The 16,299-nt window shown below is 73.0% G+C and carries 14 protein-coding genes; 4 read left to right on the plus strand and 10 right to left on the minus strand.

Annotated elements, in window-relative coordinates; translation table 11 throughout:
- Positions 1 to 353: 353 nt before the first annotated feature.
- The gene (locus tag ACSUPV_RS20010; RefSeq protein ID WP_037762682.1) at positions 354 to 1,949 is read right to left on the minus strand and encodes a protein kinase domain-containing protein; all 1,596 of its coding nucleotides are present in this window, start codon (positions 1,947 to 1,949) and stop codon (positions 354 to 356) included.
- 345 nt (positions 1,950 to 2,294) lie between these two features.
- Here ACSUPV_RS20010 and ACSUPV_RS20015 point away from each other — a divergent pair, with 345 nt between their 5' ends.
- Positions 2,295 to 3,944, plus strand: coding sequence for a protein kinase domain-containing protein (locus tag ACSUPV_RS20015; RefSeq protein ID WP_382615761.1), 1,650 nt, complete (start codon positions 2,295 to 2,297; stop codon positions 3,942 to 3,944).
- A gap of 103 nt (positions 3,945 to 4,047) precedes the next feature.
- Here ACSUPV_RS20015 and ACSUPV_RS20020 read toward each other — a convergent pair whose 3' ends face one another.
- Together ACSUPV_RS20020 and ACSUPV_RS20025 are read right to left on the minus strand one after the other, a co-directional pair.
- Complete coding sequence (locus ACSUPV_RS20020) at positions 4,048 to 4,590, minus strand: bacterial proteasome activator family protein (protein ID WP_031118134.1); 543 nt, start codon at positions 4,588 to 4,590, stop codon at positions 4,048 to 4,050.
- Positions 4,591 to 4,675: 85 nt separating this feature from the next.
- Positions 4,676 to 5,245: a PadR family transcriptional regulator gene (locus tag ACSUPV_RS20025; RefSeq protein WP_031118135.1), complete on the minus strand. Its 570-nt coding sequence runs from the start codon at positions 5,243 to 5,245 to the stop codon at positions 4,676 to 4,678.
- A 138-nt stretch (positions 5,246 to 5,383) separates the two neighbouring features.
- Between ACSUPV_RS20025 and ACSUPV_RS20030 the strand changes: the two genes are divergently transcribed.
- Positions 5,384 to 5,896 (plus strand): hypothetical protein, encoded by a 513-nt coding sequence (locus tag ACSUPV_RS20030; RefSeq protein WP_436948032.1) that lies wholly within the window; start codon positions 5,384 to 5,386, stop codon positions 5,894 to 5,896.
- Between the two features lie 89 nt (positions 5,897 to 5,985).
- Here ACSUPV_RS20030 and ACSUPV_RS20035 read toward each other — a convergent pair whose 3' ends face one another.
- Positions 5,986 to 6,975: an NAD(P)H-quinone oxidoreductase gene (locus ACSUPV_RS20035; RefSeq protein WP_436948033.1), complete on the minus strand. Its 990-nt coding sequence runs from the start codon at positions 6,973 to 6,975 to the stop codon at positions 5,986 to 5,988.
- A gap of 169 nt (positions 6,976 to 7,144) precedes the next feature.
- Between ACSUPV_RS20035 and ACSUPV_RS20040 the strand changes: the two genes are divergently transcribed.
- Both ACSUPV_RS20040 and ACSUPV_RS20045 read left to right on the plus strand, forming a co-directional pair.
- On the plus strand, positions 7,145 to 8,164 hold the full coding sequence (locus ACSUPV_RS20040; RefSeq protein ID WP_037762688.1) for an ATP-binding cassette domain-containing protein: 1,020 nt from the start codon (positions 7,145 to 7,147) through the stop codon (positions 8,162 to 8,164).
- Positions 8,161 to 9,009: an ABC transporter permease gene (locus ACSUPV_RS20045; RefSeq protein WP_031118138.1), complete on the plus strand. Its 849-nt coding sequence runs from the start codon at positions 8,161 to 8,163 to the stop codon at positions 9,007 to 9,009. The genes ACSUPV_RS20040 and ACSUPV_RS20045 overlap by 4 nt, the downstream gene beginning before the upstream one ends.
- A gap of 70 nt (positions 9,010 to 9,079) precedes the next feature.
- Here the strand turns inward: ACSUPV_RS20045 and ACSUPV_RS20050 are convergent, their stop codons facing one another.
- The 6 genes from ACSUPV_RS20050 to pdhA form a co-directional block, all read right to left on the minus strand.
- Positions 9,080 to 10,177, minus strand: a complete 1,098-nt coding sequence (locus tag ACSUPV_RS20050; protein ID WP_037762690.1) for a potassium channel family protein — start codon at positions 10,175 to 10,177, stop codon at positions 9,080 to 9,082.
- Positions 10,174 to 11,544 (minus strand): molybdopterin molybdotransferase MoeA, encoded by a 1,371-nt coding sequence (locus tag ACSUPV_RS20055; protein ID WP_031118140.1) that lies wholly within the window; start codon positions 11,542 to 11,544, stop codon positions 10,174 to 10,176. The genes ACSUPV_RS20050 and ACSUPV_RS20055 overlap by 4 nt, the downstream gene beginning before the upstream one ends.
- Positions 11,541 to 12,512, minus strand: a complete 972-nt coding sequence (locus ACSUPV_RS20060; RefSeq protein ID WP_031118141.1) for an NTP transferase domain-containing protein — start codon at positions 12,510 to 12,512, stop codon at positions 11,541 to 11,543. Before ACSUPV_RS20060 ends, ACSUPV_RS20055 begins: the two co-directional genes overlap by 4 nt.
- 86 nt (positions 12,513 to 12,598) lie before the next feature.
- A complete protein-coding gene (locus ACSUPV_RS20065) occupies positions 12,599 to 13,984 on the minus strand; it encodes a dihydrolipoamide acetyltransferase family protein (protein ID WP_436948035.1) in 1,386 nt (461 codons plus the stop codon).
- Entirely contained in the window at positions 13,984 to 14,988 is a 1,005-nt protein-coding gene (locus ACSUPV_RS20070) for an alpha-ketoacid dehydrogenase subunit beta (protein ID WP_031118143.1), read from the minus strand. The genes ACSUPV_RS20065 and ACSUPV_RS20070 overlap by 1 nt, the downstream gene beginning before the upstream one ends.
- Positions 14,985 to 16,136, minus strand: coding sequence for a pyruvate dehydrogenase (acetyl-transferring) E1 component subunit alpha (gene pdhA, locus ACSUPV_RS20075; RefSeq protein WP_031118144.1), 1,152 nt, complete (start codon positions 16,134 to 16,136; stop codon positions 14,985 to 14,987). Before pdhA ends, ACSUPV_RS20070 begins: the two co-directional genes overlap by 4 nt.
- Positions 16,137 to 16,299 lie beyond the last annotated feature (163 nt).

The raw sequence follows: 16,299 nt of genomic DNA on the forward strand, positions 1-16,299 counted from the left end.
GTAGGCCAGTGCGGCTCACCTGTTCCGACCACCGGGCACGGGGTGGGTGCCACTCGGCCGGGAACAGGCGTGACAGGTGCCCCGGCGAGCGCCCTGCAAAAAGCACGTTACCCAGTGCGCCACATTTCTGTGAAACCCCTCCTGACCTGCGATTTTGCTTGGATATCCAAGTAAATCGGGGAGGCGTCGAAGGGGCCCTGGTCACAGCCTTGCAGGAGGCCGGAGCTACCGCACGTTAACCCGGTGACCCAGGTCACGGGAAGACTTGTTCTGTCGGCGTGCCCGAACGACACGCGCGCGTGGGCCCCATCCCCGGGTCCCACGCGCGCGTGGATCACGTTTTTCTCCGGCTGTCAGCCGCCGCCTTCCTCGCCCGGGCCCCCGACCACACCGGTGGTGGTGCCGGCGTCGGTGCCGCCCGTGCCGCCCGTCGGCGTGCCGCCCGGGTCCGTGGGCTCCTCACCGGTCGGCTCGCCCGTCGGCTCACCGGTCGGCTCCGCGGTGGTCGGCTCGCCGGTGGGCGACTCGGGGGCGCTCTGCGACGGCGTGTAGGACGGGGTGTACGACGGCGTCCAGTTGCCGTTGCCGTTACCGGTGCCCGTGCCGTCGTCCGTGGACGTGTCGGTCGGCTCGTCGGTGACCTCGTCGCTCGGCGTCTCGCTGGGCGTCTTCTCCTCGGTCGTCTGGGAGGAGGTCGGCGACTGCTTCTTGCTCGGGTCGTCCTTGTTGTCACCGGTGTTCTGCAGGGCCAGGGCGACACCCGCGGCGATGGCGATCACCGCGAGCACGGCGAGGACCCACAGCTTGCCCCGGCCGCTGCCCTTGTTGCCGTTGCCCTCGAAGCCGCCGTCGTCCCCGCCGCCGTAGCCCGCGGGCAGGATCGGCGAGGGGATCTGCGTGGTGCCGGAGGCGTCCCCGGGGTGGCCCATGACGGCCGTGCCGGTGAAGCCGCCCGACGGGGTGTGCCGGCCCTCGTGCATGTCGACCGGGCCGGTGTTCCAGGTGCCGGTGTGGCCGCCCTGGTCGTAGAGCATCTGCAGCGCGTACTGGACCAGTCCGCGCATCTCCTCGGCCGTCTGGAAGCGGTCGTCGGGCTCCTTGGCCAGGGAGCGCATGACCAGGCCGTCCAGCTCCGGCGGGCAGGCGTCGGAGGCCTCGGACGGCGGGGTCGGGATGTCCTGCACGTGCTGGTAGACCACCGACAGCGGGGTCTCGCCGGTGAAGGGCGGGCGCAGCGAGAGCAGTTCGTAGAGCAGGCAGCCCGTGGCGTACAGGTCGGAGCGGTGGTCGACGGCCTTGCCGAGGGCCTGCTCGGGGGAGAGGTACTGCGGGGTGCCCATGACCATGCCGGTCTGCGTCATCGTCGTGGACGCGCCGTGCAGGGCGCGGGCGATGCCGAAGTCCATCACCTTCACGGCGCCGTTGTGCGTGATGATGACGTTGGCCGGCTTGATGTCGCGGTGCACGATGCCGTGCTGGTGCGAGTAGGCGAGCGCCTCCAGGACACCCGAGACGATGATCAGCGCCTGCTCGGGGCCGGGCGCCTCGGCGTTCAGGAGGAGGTCGCGGATGGTGCGGCCCTCGACCAGTTCCATGACGATGTACGGCACGGACTGGCCGCCCACGAAGTCCTCGCCGGAGTCGTACACGGCGACGATCGCGTGGTGGTTGAGGCCGGCCACCGACTGGGCCTCGCGCGTGAAGCGCGCCTTGGACACCGGGTCCTCGGCGAGGTCGGACCGGAGCAGCTTGACGGCGACGGTGCGCCCGAGGCGGACGTCCTCGGCTGCGAACACCTCGGCCATGCCGCCCCGGCCGAGTCTGCGGGTCAGCCGGTACCGGCCGTCCCCGACCAGCCCGCCGTTGCCCCAGGACTCCGGCGCGTCCGACATGCCGCCGCCAGTCGCCTCGGGGTCGGACGGGCCCTGAGCGCGCTGCTGCTGTGCCATCAGTCCTCGCCGTCGTTTCTGCCCGCGGTGCGCGCGGTGTTGTTACGGTCTCCGTCGGCCACGCTACAGCCTCCGCGCAAGCCTCCGGTCCGAGACGGGTGCCAGGACCGGCACGGGACGGACGGGCCATGAAACCTTTACTCCGTACTGTCGTGCAAATTCTGTGCACCGGCCGTACGCCCCCTGTAACGCTTCCGCGACGCTTCCTTCGCGTACGGTCACGGAACGGGCACCGCGCTTGACGTGTCAGTGCCCTGGGGCAGACTTGGCCGGGAATGGCGGTTTGGATCAACGACGGATCAGAACAGTCGGCGGCGCCTTCAAGGGCTACGGGGGACAGGGAACATGAGCCAGGACGGCGCACAGGGCCGGCACATGGGGCGGGCACTGGCCAACGGCCGCTATCAGCTGCGTGATCTCCTCGGCCAGGGCGGCATGGCCTCGGTGCACCTCGCCTACGACAGCGTGCTCGACCGACAGGTCGCGATCAAGACACTTCACACGGATCTCGGACGGGAACAGGCCTTCCGCGAGCGGTTCCGCCGCGAGGCCCAGTCCGTGGCCAAGCTCACGCACACCAACATCGTCTCGGTCTTCGACACCGGCGAGGACACCCTCGACGGCATGACGACGCCGTACATCGTCATGGAGTACGTCGAGGGCCGCCCGCTCGGCTCCGTGCTCGACGAGGACGTGCGGCAGCAGGGCGCGATGCCCGCCGACAAGGCGCTGAAGATCACCGCCGACGTGCTGGCCGCGCTGGAGATCAGCCACGAGATGGGCCTGGTCCACCGCGACATCAAGCCGGGCAACGTGATGATGACCAAGCGCGGCGTGGTCAAGGTCATGGACTTCGGCATCGCCCGCGCCATGCAGTCCGGTGTGACGTCGATGACGCAGACCGGCATGGTCGTCGGCACCCCGCAGTACCTCTCGCCGGAACAGGCCCTCGGCCGCGGCGTCGACGCCCGCTCCGACCTGTACTCGGTCGGCATCATGCTGTTCCAACTGGTCACCGGGCGGCTGCCCTTCGACGCGGACTCGCCGCTGGCCATAGCGTACGCACACGTCCAGGAGGAGCCGCCGGTCCCGTCCTCGGTCAACCGCGCGCTGCCCCCGGCCGTGGACGCGCTGATCGCCCGCGCCCTGAAGAAGAACCCGAACGAGCGCTTCCCGAGCGCCGAGGCCATGCGCGACGAGTGCCTGCGCGTGGCGGCGTCCTTCCAGGCCGCGCCGCCCAGCATCGTCCCGGGCGCGCAGACCCCGAGCGGCGCGGGCGTCGGCTCGGCCGTCTTCCCGCCGGTCGACCAGGCGGCCCCGGCGCCCTCGGGCCAGGTCCGGACGCCGTACCAGCCGACCCCGCCGCCGAACCCGTACGGCACGCCCGCCCCGGCGGCGCCGTCCCCGGCCTACGGCTATCCGCAGCAGGGCGGCTACCAGACGCCGTCCCCGGCCGGCTACTCCCCGCAGCCGGGACCGTCGACGCCGCCGCCGTACAACCTCACGCCCCAGCCCGCGCCGGCCTCCTCGGGCGGCGGCCGGAGCAACCGGCCGGTGATCATCGGCTCGATCGTCGTGTCCGTCGTCGCGGTCGGCGGCCTGGTCACCGCGCTCCTGCTGAACGGCGGCGGCGAGGAGAACCAGGGCGGGGGCGGCGGCGCGAGCGCGTCCGCGTCGGCTTCCGCGACCAAGCAGCCCGGCTACCGGGGCCCGGACACCTCCAGGACGATCGACACGGAGGAGTGCACGGAGCCGCAGGAGTCCTACAACGACCCCGAGAAGATCCGCCTCCCGGACTTCAAGTTCAAGGACATCACGTCGGTCAAGGCCTGCCTGCAGGCGGCCGGCTGGCAGGTGAAGACCACGGACGTCGACGAGAACACCTACGGCGACGGCACGGTCATGAACCAGTTCCCGTCCGCCGACACCGACGTCGACCCGAAGAACATGCCGGAGATCGAACTCGGCGTCTCGACGGGCAACCCGCCGTCCTGACAGCCCGGACGGCCCGGACGGCTTGGACGGCCCGGATGTGAGGAAGGGCCCGGCGGCTTCGGCCGCCGGGCCCCTTTTCGTCCGCTTCTCGTCCCCGTAACGCCTACAGGTACGGGCCGCCCGAACGGCCGCCCGGGTGCTGCTCGTCGAGGCCGTCGTGGCCGACGCCCGGAGGGAGGGCGCGGCGCATCTGCTCCAGCTGGGCGCGGGCCGCCATCTGCTGGGCGAACAGCGTGGTCTGGATGCCGTGGAACAGCCCCTCCAGCCAGCCGACCAGCTGGGCCTGGGCGATGCGCAGTTCCGCGTCGCTCGGGGTCGCCTCGTCCGTGAACGGCAGGGAGAGCCGCTCCAGCTCCTCGACCAGCTCGGGCGCCAGACCGTCCTCCAGCTCCTTCACCGAGCTGGCGTGGATCTCCTTGAGCCGGACCCGGCTGGCCTCGTCCAGGGGAGCCGCGCGCACTTCCTCCAGAAGCTGCTTGATCATGCTGCCGATCCGCATGACCTTGGCGGGCTGCTCCACCTGTTCCGTGACCGGGGTCTCGCGGGACTCCTCGTCTCCGCTGCCGCCGCCGAGCGCCATGCCGTCCTGGCCCACGACCAGGATCTGCGGGTTCTCCGGCGACCTTTCGTTCCTCGGCATCTCCATGCCGCCATTCTCTCGCACGCCTGCACCTCACCTCCGTGGTGCCCCCACGCGAGGCTGATCCACCGTGCTGGGAGAGACGTGTCGCTCAGGGCCCGGGTTGCTCGCCGGCGGGCGGTTCCCCCTCGCGGGTGAAACGGAGCAGGCGCGCCTCGCAGTGGTCCAGCCAGCGGACCTCGGCCTCGGCGTGGAGCACGAGCTGTTCGAGGACGAGCAGCCGGGCCATCTCCTGGGGGTGCTCAGGGGTGCGGGACAGGGCCTCGGCCCGCTGCCGGACGTGGTCGTGCAGCGCCCGCGCCACGTGCCGGCGCTGGGCCTCGACGACCTCCCGTACGTCGACGCCGTCCGCGCCGACCGCCATCACGAGCTTGATCGCCAGCTCGTCGCGCGGCGGCCCGGCCCGTTCCACGGGACGCGCATACCAGGACCGCAGCTCCTCGCGGCCCGCCTCGGTGAGCGCGTACAGCGCCCTGCCCGCCGCGTCGACGCCGTCCTGGACCACCATGCCGTCCCGCTCCAGGCGGCCCAGGGTCGTGTAGACCTGCCCGATGTTCAGGGGCCAGGTCCCGCCGGTGCGGGTCTCGAAGTCGGTGCGCAGGCGGGCGCCGTAGCGGGGGCCGGCCGCCAGGAGCGCCAGCAGCCCGTGTCGTATCGACATAACCGGATTGTGCAGCGGTTCCACCCGTCGGCCGAACCCGGAATGCCGGAGGTCCGGGGGAATGTGAGGCTGATGGCCTCTATATGACCGAACGTGCCGATCTTGCCCTACCGGGCACGGCGGGAGGGGGTCACCCACGTGACTCCATGGCAACGCGCACTGCGGGCGGCGGGACTGGCGCTCGCCCTCGGGGCGGGTGCGGTCGTCTCACCGTACGGATCCGTCCCGTCCCACGGTGCCGTCCTCGCGTACGACGACCAGGCCGGGGCCGGGGCGGTCGTCGCCGCTCCGACCGCCCCGTCCGCCCTGTCCGCCCCGTCAGGCTTCTCGGCCCCGTCAGCCCTGTCCGCGCCGTCCCGGCCCGGCGAGCCCTCGCGGGCCGGGAGCCGGGCGGGTGAGGGGCGGCAGCGGCCCGGGCGGCCGGAGGACACCGGGAAGCCGGACGCCGCCGCCACCACCGCCAGGCCCGAGGCGTCCCGGGAGGCCGCCCCGCTGCCCTCCGAGCCGACGGAGCAGCCCGTACGGGAGGCCGCGACCACCGAGCGCCCCGTCGGGCCGGTCCTGCGGATCCTGCCGCTGGGCAGCGGCCTGGTGCTGATCGGGCTGGGGCTGGGGCTCGCGTTCGTCGCGCTGAGGCTGCGGCGGGTCTAGAGGATCTCCGCGCAGTCCCGCCTGCCCTGCGACGGCCCCCCGGGCGCGGTCCCGGTAACCGGGCCGTCGCCCCGGGGCCGGTGCGAACGTCAGGCCGCCTGCGGGGCGATCAACAGCACCTTGCCGATGTGGCCGCTCTCCTCCACGACCCGGTGGGCGGCGGCCGCCTCCGGCATCGGGATCTCCCGGTCGACGACCGGGCGGAGACGGCCGCCGGTGAACAGGGGCCAGACGTGTTCGCGCACGGCCGCGACGATGGCCGCCTTCTCCTCCAGCGGCCGGGCGCGCAGGGACGCCGCGGTGATGGCGGCGCGCTTGGCGAGCAGGGCGCCGATGTTCAGCTCGCCCTTGACGCCGCCCTGCATGCCGATGATCGCGAGCCGGCCGTTGACGGCGAGGGCCTTGACGTTGCGCTCCAGGTACTTGGCGCCCATGTTGTCGAGGATGACGTCGGCGCCCGCCCCGTCCGTGGCCTTCCTGACCTCCTCGACGAAGTCCTGCTCGCGGTAGTTGACCAGGATGTCGGCGCCCAGCTCGGCGCACCGGTCCAGCTTCTCCCTCGTACCGGCGGTGACGGCCACCCGGGCGCCGACGGCCTTGCCGAGCTGGACGGCCATGGTGCCGATGCCGCTGGAGCCGCCGTGCACCAGGAGCGTCTCGCCCGGGCGCAGGTGGGCGATCATGAAGACGTTCGACCAGACGGTGCAGACCACCTCGGGCAGGGCCGCGGCGTGCTTCAGCTCGACGCCGTCCGGCACGGGCAGCAGCTGTCCGGCCGGGACGACCACCTTCTCGGCGTAACCGCCGCCGGCGAGCAGCGCGCACACCTCGTCGCCGACGTTCCAGCCGGAGACGCCGGGGCCGATCTCGGCGATCCGCCCGGAGCACTCCAGGCCTGGGTAGGGGGATGCGCCGGGCGGCGGATCGTAGAAGCCCTGCCGCTGCAGGAGGTCGGCCCGGTTGACGGCGCCGGCCGCCACCTCGACCAGGACCTCGCCCTCTCCGGGCGCGGGATCCGGGACCTCGTCCCAGACCAGCGCCTCGGGTCCACCGGGTTCGGGAATCGTGATCGCATGCATGGAGGCGACGCTACCCCTCGGTCCCCGGGCGGAGTCCCCTCCGTCGCCGGAACGGTTCCGCCTACGCCGTTGGTCCGGTTCTGGCGAAGACCCGTGTGCGCGACCGATGAGTTTCAGCGACGGTGAAGGTCTCTCCATGCGTAGCCCAGTACTCGGAAGGACCCGAAGCATGAGCACGCAGTCGTCCGGCCTGGCGATCGAGACCGCGGGCCTGGTGAAGACGTTCGGTGAGACGAGGGCCGTCGACGGAGTCGACCTGTCCGTGCCCGCGGGCATGGTCTACGGGGTGCTCGGCCCGAACGGCGCCGGCAAGACCACCACCGTGAAGATGCTCGCCACACTCCTGCGGCCGGACGGCGGCGAGGCCCATGTCTTCGGCCACGACATCGTCCGCGAGGCCGACGAGGTGCGCGGCCGGGTGAGCCTCACCGGCCAGTACGCGTCGGTGGACGAGGACCTCACCGGCACCGAGAACCTGGTCCTGCTGGGCCGACTCCTCGGCCACCACAAGAAGGCCGCCCGCGAGCGTGCCGCCCAGCTCCTGGAGGCCTTCGGGCTGACGGAGGCGGCCGGGAAGCAGGTCAAGCACTACTCGGGCGGCATGCGGCGCCGGATCGACATCGCCGCGTCCATCCTCAACACGCCCGACCTGCTGTTCCTCGACGAGCCGACGACCGGCCTGGACCCGCGCAGCCGCAACCAGGTGTGGGACATCGTGCGGGCCGTGGTCGCCCAGGGCACCACCGTGCTGCTGACCACGCAGTACCTGGACGAGGCCGACCAGCTGGCGTCCCGGATCGCCGTCATCGACCGCGGCCGGGTGATCGCCGAGGGCACCAAGGGCGAGCTGAAGTCGTCCGTCGGCGCCGGATCCGTCCATCTGCGGCTACGGGATCCCGACCGGCGGACCCTCGCCGCCGACCTGCTGCGCCGGGCCCTGGACGCCCAGGTGCAGCTGGAGCCCGACCCGGTGGCCCTGACCGCCCGGCTCGGCACGGCGGCGAGCGACGACTCCGCCGCCGAACAGGCCGCCCGCGCGCTGAGCGAGCTGGCCCGGGCCGGGATCACCGTCGACAACTTCTCGCTGGGCCAGCCCAGCCTGGACGAGGTGTTCCTCGCCCTCACCGGACACGACACGCACGACTCCTCCGACCGCTCCGACGACCCGAAGGACGAGGTGGCGGCATGAGCACCGCGACGAGCACCGAGAGCAAGGACCTCGCCCCGGTCAGCGCCGAGTCCCTCGCCGCGCTGCTCATCGCCAAGGCCCGGCCGCCACGGCCCAGCGCCTGGTCGGCGTCCATGACCTTCGGCTGGCGGGCGATCCTGAAGATCAAGCACGTGCCGGAGCAGCTCTTCGACGTCACGGCGTTCCCGATCATGATGGTGCTGATGTACACGTACCTGTTCGGCGGGGCGCTGGCCGGCTCGCCGAAGGAGTACATCCAGTTCCTGCTGCCGGGCATCCTCGTGATGTCGGTCGTGATGATCACGATGTACACGGGTGTCTCGGTGAACACCGACATCGAGAAGGGCGTCTTCGACCGGTTCCGCAGCCTGCCGATCTGGCGGCCGTCGACGATGGTCGGCTATCTCCTCGGTGACGCCCTGCGGTACACGATCGCGTCCGTGGTGATGCTCACCGTCGGCGTCATCCTCGGTTACCGGCCGGACGGCGGCGTTGCCGGTGTGCTGGCTGGGATCGCCCTGCTGGTGCTGTTCTCGTTCGCGTTCTCGTGGATCTGGACGATGTTCGGGCTGATGCTGCGCACCGAGAAGTCGGTGATGGGCGTCAGCATGATGGTGATCTTCCCGCTCACCTTCCTGTCGAACGTGTTCGTCGACCCGAAGACCATGCCGGGCTGGCTCCAGGCGTTCGTCAACAACAGCCCCATCACGCATCTGGCGTCGGCGGTGCGCGGCCTGATGGGCGGGGACTGGCCGACCGCCGAGATCGCCTGGTCGCTGGGGTGGGCCGGACTGTTCGTGCTGGTCTTCGGGCCGGTCACGATGCGGCTGTACAACCGGAAGTAGCCCTCGGGGCCTTGAGCCGGCCGTCGCGCCCGGGTGGGTGCGGGCGGCCGGCGCTCCGCTGCCGCGCCGGTCAGTCCCGTGACATCGGGCGGAGGTCGGGCGTGACCTGAGTGGCCGGTGTCTTCCGCACGATCGTGATGAGCCGGTCGGTCAGCTCCAGCCGCCCGACGGCCGGATCGTCGTAGCCGAGTACGCGGTGCCCCCGTATGACGCTCACCACCAGGTCGGCGATCTCCCGCGGTGTCTTGCCCACCTCGGCCTTGACGACCGGCCGTTCGACGATGTCGAGCCCGCTGCCCTGGTGGATGAGGTCCTCCATCACCATGCCGGCCGAGGGGCTGAGCACGGACAGGCCGAGCAGGCGGCCGGCGGCGCTGGCGCTGGTGATGACGGCGTCGGCGCCCGACTGCTTGACCAGCGGCGCGTTCTCCTCCTCCCGCACCGTGGCCACGATCTTCGCCCCGCGGTTGAGCTGCCGGGCCGTCAGGGTCACCAGGACCGCCGTGTCGTCGCGCTGGGTCGCGATGATGATCTGCCGTGCCTTGTGGAGCTCGGCCCGCTTGAGCACCTCGCTGCGGGTCGCGTCCCCGACGATGCCCGTGTAGCCCTCCGCGGTCGCGGCATCGATCACCTTGGAGCTCGGGTCGACGACGACGACCTGCTCCTTCTTCAGGCCCGTCGCGCAGACGGTCTGGATCGCCGACCTGCCCTTCGTGCCAAAGCCGATGACGACGGTGTGATCGCGCAACGTGGACCTCCAGCGGGTCAGTCGCCACTCCTCACGGGTGCGTTCGGTGAGGGCCTCGAGGGTGGTGCCGACCAGGATGATCAGGAACAGCACGCGCAGGGGCGTGATGACGAGGATGTTCGTGAGCCGGGCGGCATCGCCGGCGGGGGTGATGTCACCGTAGCCGGTGGTGGAGAGGGTGACGGTCGCGTAGTAGAAGGCGTCGAGGAGGGTGATGCCGCCGCCCGCGTTGTCGTTGTAGCCGTCGCGGTCGGCGTAGACGATCAGCGCGGTCACGACAAGGACCACCAGGGCCATGGAGAGCCGCTTGGCGACCTGGCGGATCGGATGTTCCACCACTTTCTTCGGGAGTTTCACCCGATGGGTCACCAGATGCTCGTCGGCCTGGCGGGCGATCGCGTCCTGGCCCGGAAGTTTCACGTGAAACACACCCCGATTCCTGCGGACGCCCAGGGCAGGTCGAGCAGTTCCGTCTCCTGCCCGGGACGTGTGCCCCCCGGTGGCACGACGGCCAGCGCGTCGGCCGCCGCGATGCCGCGGAGCATGGCCGGGCCGTTGTAGTGCAGCGGCACGGCCTCGTCTCCGCGCAGCACGACGGGAACGAGCCGGGTGTCGTACGGGTGCCCCTGCACGGCGTCCCTGAGCGGCATGGTGTACGGCTCCGGGGCCGGGCGGGCCGCGAGGGTCCGCAACAGCGGCTCGGCGAGGGTCAGCAGCCCGGAGACCGCGGCGAGCGGGTTGCCCGGCAGGCCGACGAGGTGCTGGGTCTCGCCGGTGCGGGCCAGCAGCATGGGGTGGCCGGGGCGCACCTGGACGCCGTCCACGAGGAGTTCGGCGCCGATCCGGCGCAGGGTGGGGTGGACGTGGTCGACAGGGCCCGCGGCGGTGCCGCCGGTGGTGACGATGACGTCGGCGCCGGCCGTGGCGATCGCCTCGTGCAGGGCGTCGGCGTCGTCGCGGATCCGTCGTACGGCGGTGACCTCGGCTCCGAGGGCGCGCAGCCAGGGCGGCAGCATCGGGCCGAGCGCGTCCCGGATCAGGCCGTCGTGCGGGCGTCCCTCGGTGAGCAGTTCGTCGCCGAGGACCAGGACCTCGACGCGGGGGCGGGGGACGGCGGTGACCGTGTCGTATCCGGCCGCCGCGGCGAGTCCGAGGACGGCCGGGGTGACGAGGGTGCCGGCGGGGAGGAGCTGGTCGCCGCTGCGGCACTCCTGGCCGCGCGGGCGGATGTCCTGGCCGGGGACGACGTCCCGGGTGGCGTGCAGGCGGCCCTTGTCGTCGGTGCGGCCGTGCTCGCTGCGCAGGACGGCGGTGGTGTCCGGGGGGATGCGGGCGCCGGTGGCGATCCGGACGGCCTCGCCGTCGGTGAGGGGCGCGGGTGCGGCGTGCCCGGCCAGGACGCCCTCGTCCCGTACGACCCAGGGGGCGGGGCCGACGACCGCCCAGCCGTCCATCGCGGAGGTGTCGAACGAGGGGAGGTCGGTGAGGGCGTCGAGCGGGGCGGCCAGGGTGAGGCCGAGCGCCGCGTCGAGAGGCACGGAGACGGGGGCGCGACGGGCGGCCCGGGCGGCGCTCCGGGCGGCGCGTTCGGCGTGGGCACGGGCCTCGGGCCAGGGGGTGGCGTGGTGGCGGGTGTCCGGCCGGTGCGGCGTGCGGGTGCTGTCCGTCCCGCCGCGGGCCGCGGGGTCGGGCGGAGGATTGCCGTTGCTGTTCCTCACGAGGGCGAGCACCTCCTCGACGTCGAGGTCCTCGGCGTCCTCACCGGCGCGGGTGCCGTGCGGGGTCATCCGGCGTCCGGGCGGGTGTCGGGCGTGGCGTCGGGGGCGACGTCGGGCTGGGCCGAGGCCGCGGACGGGTCCTGCGCGGTGCTCTCCTCCGCCCAGCGGGCCGCGAGGGCCGCGGCCTTGCGGGACGCCTCGGCGACCGCCTCGGGGCCTCCACCGGCCCGTGCGGCCGCGTAGCCGACGAGGAAGGTGGTCAGCGGCGCCGCGGGCCGGTCCACACCGTGGGCGGCGTCGCGGGCGAGGTCGAGCAGGGCGCGGGTGTCGACGTCGAGGTCGATCCCCAGTTCGTCCTTGACGGCGGAAATCCATTCATCCAACACGTGACCATGCTCCCTGATGCGTGCCCTGGCGGTGGCGATGTCGTCCCAGGTGTCGCAGTCGAACGACGCGACGGGATCGGGGACGCGGGTGAGATCCAGCTCGGCGACGAGGCGCCGCAGCGGGAGGCCGTCCAGACCGCCGTGTCTCCCGGTGAGGAGGTCCAGCGTCTCGTGCAGGCGGCGCGTGCGGTACGCGGCCACGAGCGGCTGGTCGCGGCCGTCGGGGTCGGTCAGCAGCACGCCGTCGGCCCCGCTCGTGCGGAGCGTGCCCAGCAGCCGCTCGACGGTCCGCTCCCGGAGGAACGGCAGGTCGGCGGAGAGCACCACGACGTGCTCCGCGGTGACGGGCCGCAGCCCGGCGCCGAGCGCGGCGAGCGGGCCGCCGCCGGGCGGGTCCTCACGGGCCCAGGTCACGGGGCGTGCGGTCGGCCGGGGCGCGGCGACGACGACGGTGGTACGGGCGCCGCCGCACGCGGCGAGCACACGGTCGAGCAGGGCCCGCCCGCCCACGCGCACACCGGGTTTGTCGGTGCCGCCGAGACGCCGGGCGGCACCACCGGCGAGCACGACGGCGTCGTACGCGGCGGGGTCCGCCCCTCGCGCGGGGCCGGGGCCGGCGCCGGGTTCTCCGGGGGGCTCGTAGGCGGTCACGCCTCGAGTATGCGTGCCCCCGCGATCACAGGGAACGCGGGGGAACCGGCGCGATCACGGGCGCCTGCTCAGGCCGGGAACAGGAATCACAGCGTCCGCAGCAGCACCGCCGGTTGCTCCACGCAGTCCGCCACGTACCGCAGGAAGCCGCCCGCCACGCCGCCGTCGCACACCCGGTGGTCGAAGGTGAGCGAGAGCTGGACGACCTGCCGCACGGCCAGCTCGCCCGCGTGCACCCACGGCTTGGGGACGATGCGGCCGACGCCGAGCATGGCGGCCTCGGGGTGGTTGATGATCGGTGTGGAGCCGTCGACGCCGAAGACCCCGTAGTTGTTCAGCGTGAAGGTCCCGCCGGTGAGGTCCGCGGGTGTCAGCGTCCCGGCGCGGCCCGCCTCGGTCAGCCGGGCGAACTCCGCGGTGAGCGACTCGGCGTCGCGGGCGTGCGCGTCCCGTACGACCGGGACGACGAGCCCTCGGTCGGTCTGCGCCGCGAAGCCCAGGTGCACGTGGTCGAACCGGACGACCTCCCGGGCCTCCGCGTCCACCGTGGCGTTGAGCTCCGGGAAGCGGGCGAGCGCCGCCGTGCAGATCCGGGCCAGCAGGGCCAGGAGGGAGATCTTGGGTCCGCCTGCCGCGTTCATGGCCGTGCGGGCCCGCATCAGTTCCGTGGCGTCGGCGTCGACCCAGCAGGTCGCGTCCGGGATCTCCCGGCGGCTGCGCGCCAGCTTGTCGGCGACGGCGCCGCGGACGCCCTTGAGCGGGGTGCGGGTCTCGCCGAGGGCCGCGGTGGCCGGGGGCCGCGGTGCGGTGACCGGCGCGGTGGCCGGGCTCGCCACCGGCGGCACGCCGGCGTGCGGCCCGGCCGCCGGAGCCGCCGCGCCCGCCGGGGCGGCGGCCCGCAGGGCGTACTCGACGTCCGCCCGCAGGATCAGCCCGTCGGGGCCGGAGCCGGTCAGCTCCCGCAGGTCGATGCCGTTCTGCCGGGCCAGCCGGCGCACCAGGGGCGAGATCACGGGGACGGGGCCGTCCTCCGCCTCGGCGTCCCCGGCCTCGCCGTTCACCGCCGCCGGGACGGCAGCGCCCCGGCCGTCGACCGCTTCCGTCACCGGCCGCCCCGGCGGCACCCGGCGTCGCCGCGCGGGCGCCTCCGCGGTGCCGTACCCGACGAGGACGTTGCCCGAGCCCTCGCTCCGGGATCCCGCCGTGCCGTCGCCGGACGGCGGGCGCTCCCCCACCGCCACCGTGATCAGCGGCGCCCCGACGGGCAGCTCCTGGCCCTCCTCGCCGAAGCGGGCCGTGACCACGCCGCCGTAGGGACAGGGCACCTCGACCATCGCTTTGGCCGTCTCCACCTCGACGACCGGCTGGTCGACGGCGACGACGTCACCCACCTCGACCAGCCAGCGGACGATCTCCGCCTCGGTCAGCCCCTCACCGAGGTCGGGCAGCTTGAACTCCAGCACCTGTGCCATCAGCTCTCGGCCTCCCACTGCAGGCGCCCCACGGCGTCCAGGATCCGGTCCACACCGGGCAGGTGGTGGCGCTCCAGCATCGGCGGCGGGTACGGGACGTCGAACCCGGCCACGCGCAGCACCGGCGCCTCCAGGTGGTGGAAGCAGCGCTCCGTGACCCGGGCCGCGATCTCCCCGCCCGGGCCCCCGAAGGAGCCCGACTCGTGGACGACGACCGCGCGTCCCGTCCGCCGCACCGAGGCGCACACCGTCGCGTCGTCGAACGGCACCAGGGAGCGCAGGTCGACCACTTCGAGGTCCCAGCCCTCGGCCCGGGCCGCCTCGGCCGCCTCCATGCAGACGGGTACGGACGGCCCGTACGTGATGAGCGTGGCGCTCCGGCCCGAGCGCCGCACCACCGCGCGGCCTATCGGCTCAACGGGCGTGGGCTCCTCGGGGTTCCAGGAGTCCTTCGACCAGTACAGCCGCTTCGGCTCCAGGAACACGACCGGGTCGTCGGAGGCGATGGACGCGCGCAGCAGCCCGTAGGCGTCGGCGACGGTCGCGGGCGTGACGACATGGAGCCCCGGAGTCGCCATGTAGTACGCCTCGGAGGAGTCACTGTGGTGCTCGACGCCGCCGATGCCGCCGCCGTAGGGGACGCGGATGGTGATCGGCAGGGGCATGGCGCCGCGGGTGCGGTTGCGCATGCGGGAGACGTGCGAGATGAGCTGCTCGAACGCCGGGTAGGCGAACGCGTCGAACTGCATCTCCACGACCGGGCGCAGGCCGTACATGGCCATGCCGACGGCCGTGCCGAGGATGCCCGCCTCCGCGAGCGGGGTGTCCGTGCAGCGGTCCTCGCCGAACTCCTTGGCGAGGCCGTCGGTGACGCGGAAGACGCCGCCGAGGGTGCCGACGTCCTCGCCCATGACGTGCACGGCGGGGTCGGCGGCCATCGCGTCGCGCAGCGCGCGCGTGAGGGCCTGCGCCATGGTGGCCGGCTTGACGGCGACGGTGGTCATCGGTGCGTGCCCCCCTCGGGCTCGGCGTCGGCCTCGGCCTCCAGCTCGGCCCGCAGCTGGGCCTGCTGCTCGCGCAGCTGCGGGGTGGGCTCGGCGTAGACGTGGGTGAACAGGTCCATGGGGTCCAGGGCCGGGTCCTGGTTCATGCGCTCGCGCAGGGCCGCCGCCATGGTCTCGGCGTCCTGCCGGGCGGCCTCGACGCCGGCCTCGTCGAGCAGGCCGCGCGTGGTCAGCTCCCGCTCCAGCAACTGGATCGGGTCGTGGGCGCGCCAGGTCTCGACCTCGGCGTCGCCGCGGTAGCGGGTCGCGTCGTCGGCGTTGGTGTGGGCGTCGACGCGGTACGTGATGGCCTCGACGAGGGTGGGGCCGCCGCCCTCGCGCGCGTGCCGCACGGCGTCGGAGAGCACCTCGTGGACGGCGGCGGCGTCGTTGCCGTCGACCAGGCGGCCGGGCATGCCGTAGCCGACGGCCTTGTGGGCCAGCGACGGGGCCGCGGTCTGCTTGGCGAGCGGGACGGAGATCGCGAAGCCGTTGTTCTGCACGAGGAAGACGACGGGGGCCTGCCAGACGGCGGCGAAGTTCAGCGCCTCGTGGAAGTCGCCCTCGCTGGTGCCGCCGTCGCCGACCATGGCCAGCGCGACGACGTCGTCGCCCTTGAGGCGGGCGGCGTGCGCGAGACCCACGGCGTGCGGCAGCTGGGTGGCGAGCGGCGTGCACAGCGGGGCGACCCGGTGCTCGTAGGGGTCGTAGCCGGTGTGCCAGTCGCCGCGCAGCAGGGTCAGCGCCTCGACGGGGTCCACCCCGCGGGCCACCACGGCGAGCGTGTCGCGGTAGCTCGGGAAGAGCCAGTCCTGCTCCTTCAGGACCAGCGCGGCGGCGACCTCGCAGGCCTCCTGGCCGGTCGTGGAGGGGTAGACCGCGAGACGGCCCTGCTTGGTGAGGGCGGTGGCCTGCGCGTTGTAGCGGCGGCCCTTCACCAGCTCCGCGTAGAGCCGGCGCAGCAGCTCCGGGTCGGCCTTCGCGGCCGCCTCGGTGCCGAGGACGCGGTACGGCTCGGCGTCGGGCAGCAGCGGCGCGGGATCCATGCGCGGCTGCCAGGCGGGCGGCGGGGTCGGCCGGTACGCGCCCCGCTGCTCCATGACCGTCATGACGGCACCTCCTCATGGGAGCTTCGAGAGGCACGTCGGCTGTGACACGCCTCACCTACCGATTGTTCGGTCGTCGGCACATTTTGGCTACGGGTGACCTCAGGCTGTGGACAAACGGTTCTCCACAGCCTGAGATGGACGCAGTACGTCCATGGCAGGGAGG

Source organism: Streptomyces sp. SudanB52_2052 (assembly GCF_964272415.1).
GTDB lineage: Bacteria > Actinomycetota > Actinomycetes > Streptomycetales > Streptomycetaceae > Streptomyces > Streptomyces olindensis.